The sequence below is a fragment of the Nonomuraea sp. NPDC003201 genome (genome assembly GCF_053590415.1).
The window spans coordinates 1-3600 of record NZ_JBSFTC010000586.1; the positions used below are offsets into that span (position 1 = coordinate 1).

General features: G+C 73.8%; 3 protein-coding genes. All 3 read left to right on the forward strand.

What is annotated here, in order from left to right:
* A partial coding sequence (locus tag ACWDX9_RS61150) for an acetate kinase (RefSeq protein ID WP_449973088.1) occupies positions 1–839 on the forward strand: 839 nt, incomplete at its 5' end.
* On the forward strand, positions 836–2101 hold the full coding sequence (locus tag ACWDX9_RS61155; RefSeq protein WP_449973089.1) for an erythromycin esterase family protein: 1266 nt from the start codon (positions 836–838) through the stop codon (positions 2099–2101). The genes ACWDX9_RS61150 and ACWDX9_RS61155, both read left to right, overlap by 4 nt.
* A 33-nt stretch (positions 2102–2134) precedes the next feature.
* The coding region (locus tag ACWDX9_RS61160) for an AAA family ATPase (protein ID WP_449973090.1) at positions 2135–3600 on the forward strand (1466 nt) is incomplete at its 3' end.

The following is a 3600-nucleotide window of genomic DNA, read 5'->3' on the forward strand; positions in this document are numbered from 1 at the left end:
TGCACCTGCCGCCGGCGCTGGCCCTGCTGGACGCGGCCCGCGCGGAGCTGCCTGCCCTGCCGCACGTGCTCTGCCCGGACACCGCCTTCCACGCCGGCCTGCCGGAGGAGGCCGCGGTCTACGCGCTGCCGCTGTCCTGGCGGGAGAAGTACGGGCTGCGCCGCTATGGCTTCCACGGCCTGTCGTACGCGTGGGCGGCCGACCGGGCGGCCGAGCTGCTCGGCCGGCCGCCGGCGGAGCTGGACCTCGTGCTGGCGCACCTGGGCGGCGGCTGCTCGGTGTGCGCGGTGTCGGGCGGGCGCAGCCTGGACACCTCGATGGGCTTCACCCCGCTGGAGGGGCTGCCGATGTCCCGGCGCTCGGGCAGCGTGGATCCCGGGATGCTGATGTGGCTGCTGGGGCCGGGCCATCTCACGGTGGACGAGCTGAGCGAGGGGCTGGAGCGCCGCTCCGGCCTGCTGGGGCTGTCGGGCGGCCTCTCGGGGGACACGCGCGAGCTGGTGGCGGCCGCGCGGGAGGGCGACTCGGCCGCGGAGCTGGCGCTGGAGGTGTTCAGCCACCGGGTGGCCAGGGAGATCGCCGCCGCGGCCACCTCGCTGCGGCGGATCGACGCGCTGGTGTTCACCGGGGAGATCGGCTGGGACCAGCCCGAGGTGCGCGAGGCCGTCTGCGCCCGCCTCGGGCTGCTCGGCATCGAGCCTCCCGCGCTCGGCAACCGCCACGACGACGGGCCGGTCAGCGCGTACGACGCGGCCGTCCCCGTCATGGTGGTGCAGGTGCGCGAGGAGCTCCAGCTGGCCCGCGAATGCCTGCGCGTGCTCGCGGAGGAGGACGAATGACGGTTCTCGACGAGGTACGCCGCTCGGCACTGCCGCTGACCGGCCCGGGGGACCTCGACCCGCTGATGGAACGCGTGGGCGAGGCGAGGTTCGTGCTGATCGGCGAGGCCAGCCACGGGACGCATGACTTCTACACCTGGCGGGCGGAGCTGACCCGCCGGCTGATCGCCGAGAAGGGATTCGGTTTCGTCGGGGTCGAGGGCGACTGGCCCGACTGCGAACGGGTGCATCGGGCCGTGACCGGCGACACCGATCCCTTCGAGGCCCTCTACGCGTTCGAGCGCTGGCCGACGTTCATGTGGGCCAACGAGGAGGTCGTGCAGTTCTGCCGGTGGCTGCGGCGCTACAACGCCGCGCTGCCGCGCGAGGAGCGCTGCGGCTTCCACGGGCTGGACGTCTACAGCCTGTGGGACTCGCTGCGCGCCGTGCGCCGCTACGCCGCCGCCCGGCTGCCGCACGAGATGGAGCCGGTCATCGACGCGTTGTACTGCTTCGAGTCCTATGGCCACGACCCGCAGCAGTACGGCCTGGCCACCCGGCTGGTCCCGGAGGGCTGCGAGGACGAGGTCGTGCGGCTGCTCCAGGCCGTGGCCCGCGCCGCGCCCGAGGACGAGCAGGGCTTCAGCGCGCGCCAGAACGCCGAGGTCGTGGCCGGGGCCGAGCGCTACTACCGCTCCATGGTGCGCGGCGGCCCCGAGTCCTGGAACGTCAGGGACGTCCACATGGCCGACACCATGGCCCGGCTCGCGGACTTCTCCGACGCCAAGGGCGTGGTGTGGGCGCACAACACCCACGTGGGCGACGCCCGCGCCACGGACATGGCCGCCGCGGGCATGACCAACCTCGGGCAGCTGGCCCGGGAGCGCTACGGCGACGACGCGGTGCTGGTGGGGTTCGGCACCCACCGCGGGTCCGTGGTGGCCGCGACCGCCTGGGGCTCGCAGCACCACGTCATGCGGGTGCCGCCGGCGCGGCACGCGTCGCTGGAGGCGCTGCTGCACGAGGCCGTCGTCGAGCCCGAGGTGCTGTTCGTGGTCCCGCCCAAGTGGTCCAGGCCCGCCTGGTACGACGAGCCGATGGGGCACCGGGCGGTCGGCGTCGTGTACCACCCCGAGCGTGAGCTCAGGGGCAACTACGTGCCCACGGTGGTGGGCGGCCGCTACGACGCGTTCATCTGGCTGGACGAGACCAGGGCGCTGCACCCGCTGCACGGCGAGCCGTGGGGCGACACCGAACCGGAGACATACCCGACCGCCATGTGACCTTTGTCGGTGCCAGGTGGTTGGATCTGCGGTGTGGAGGCGTCGGTCGAGCAGCTCGTCTACGTCCGGGAGGACGAATACACCGTCGCGCGCATGAGCGCCGACGGCGAGCCCGACTTCGTGGCCACCGGGCGGGCGCTGGCGGGGGCGCAGCCCGGCGAGACGCTGCGGATCTTCGGCGAGTGGGGCCGCCATCCCCGCTACGGGCGGCGCTTCGCGGTCAGCGGGTGCGAGCGCATCGTGCCCTCGTCGGTCCGGGCCATCCGGATCTACCTGGGGTCGGGGCTGATCAGGGGCATCGGGCCGCGCCTGGCGTACGCGATCGTCGACCACTTCGGCGAGGCCACGCTCAAGGTGATCGACAGCGAGCCCGAGCGGCTCACCGAGGTCGTCAACATCGGGCCGCTGCGGCAGGGGCAGATCGTCCAGGCGTGGCAGGAGCAGAAGGCGATCGCCGCGCTGATGGTGACGCTGCAGGGGCTCGGAGTCAGCCCGCTGCTGGCGGCCAAGATCTACCAGGTGTTCGGGCAGGACGCCGACGAGGTGCTGGCCACGGACCCGTACCGGCTGATCGGGCGGGTGCGGGGGATCGCGTTCCGGATCGCCGACAAGATCGCGCTGCAGTCGGGGGTGCCCGAGCGCAGCCCGCAGCGGGTCAAGGCGGCGCTGCTCGACCGGCTGGAGGCGGCGGGCAGCCGCGACGGCCACTGCTTCGTGCCGGTGCCCGCGCTGGTGCGGGAGACGGCGGAGCTGATCGAGCAGGACCAGGAGCTGGTGCGCCCGATGATCGACGCGCTCGTGGCCGACCGCCGGGTGGTCGTGGAGGCCGCGCCTGGCCAGCCGGGCCAGGCGGTGGCGTACGCCAAGCACGTGCACGGCCGGGAGGCGGCGCTGACCGAGCAGATCGCCCGGCTCATGCGGGCCCGCTCGACGCTCCCCCTGCGCGCCTTCCCCGACGACCCCGGGCTCCACGAGGACCAGCAGGCCGCCGTCAACATGGCCCTGACCAGCACCGTCTCCATCATCACGGGCGGTCCCGGGTGCGGCAAGAGCCACACGGTGAAGGCCATCGCGACCACGGTCAGGGCGGCGGGCGGCACGGTCACGCTCACCGCGCCCACGGGCAAGGCGGCCAAGCGCCTGTCGGAGCTGACCGGGCTGCCGGCGATGACCATCCACCGGATGCTCGCCCGCCAGCCCGATCCCGACCCGGAGACGCTGTTCGACGAGACGCCGTCGCAGGCCGACCTGATCGTGGTGGACGAGGCGTCCATGCTCGACCTCCACCTGGCCACCCGGCTGGCCGCCGCCGTGCCGTCCGGGAGCCATCTGCTGCTCATCGGCGACGGCGACCAGCTGCCCAGCATCGGGCCCGGCGACGTGCTCGCCGACCTGCTGCGCGTGGAGGCGGTCCCGCGGGTCCAGCTCACCCACGTCTTCCGGCAGGCGGGCGGCAGCGGCATCATCGACGCCGCCCACCGCATCCGCGCCGGCCGGCT

Coding starts and splice junctions, on each gene's coding strand:
- ACWDX9_RS61155 (WP_449973089.1), top strand. CDS start 836: ATGACGGTTCTCGACGAGGTACGCCGCTCGGCACTGCCGCTGACCGGC.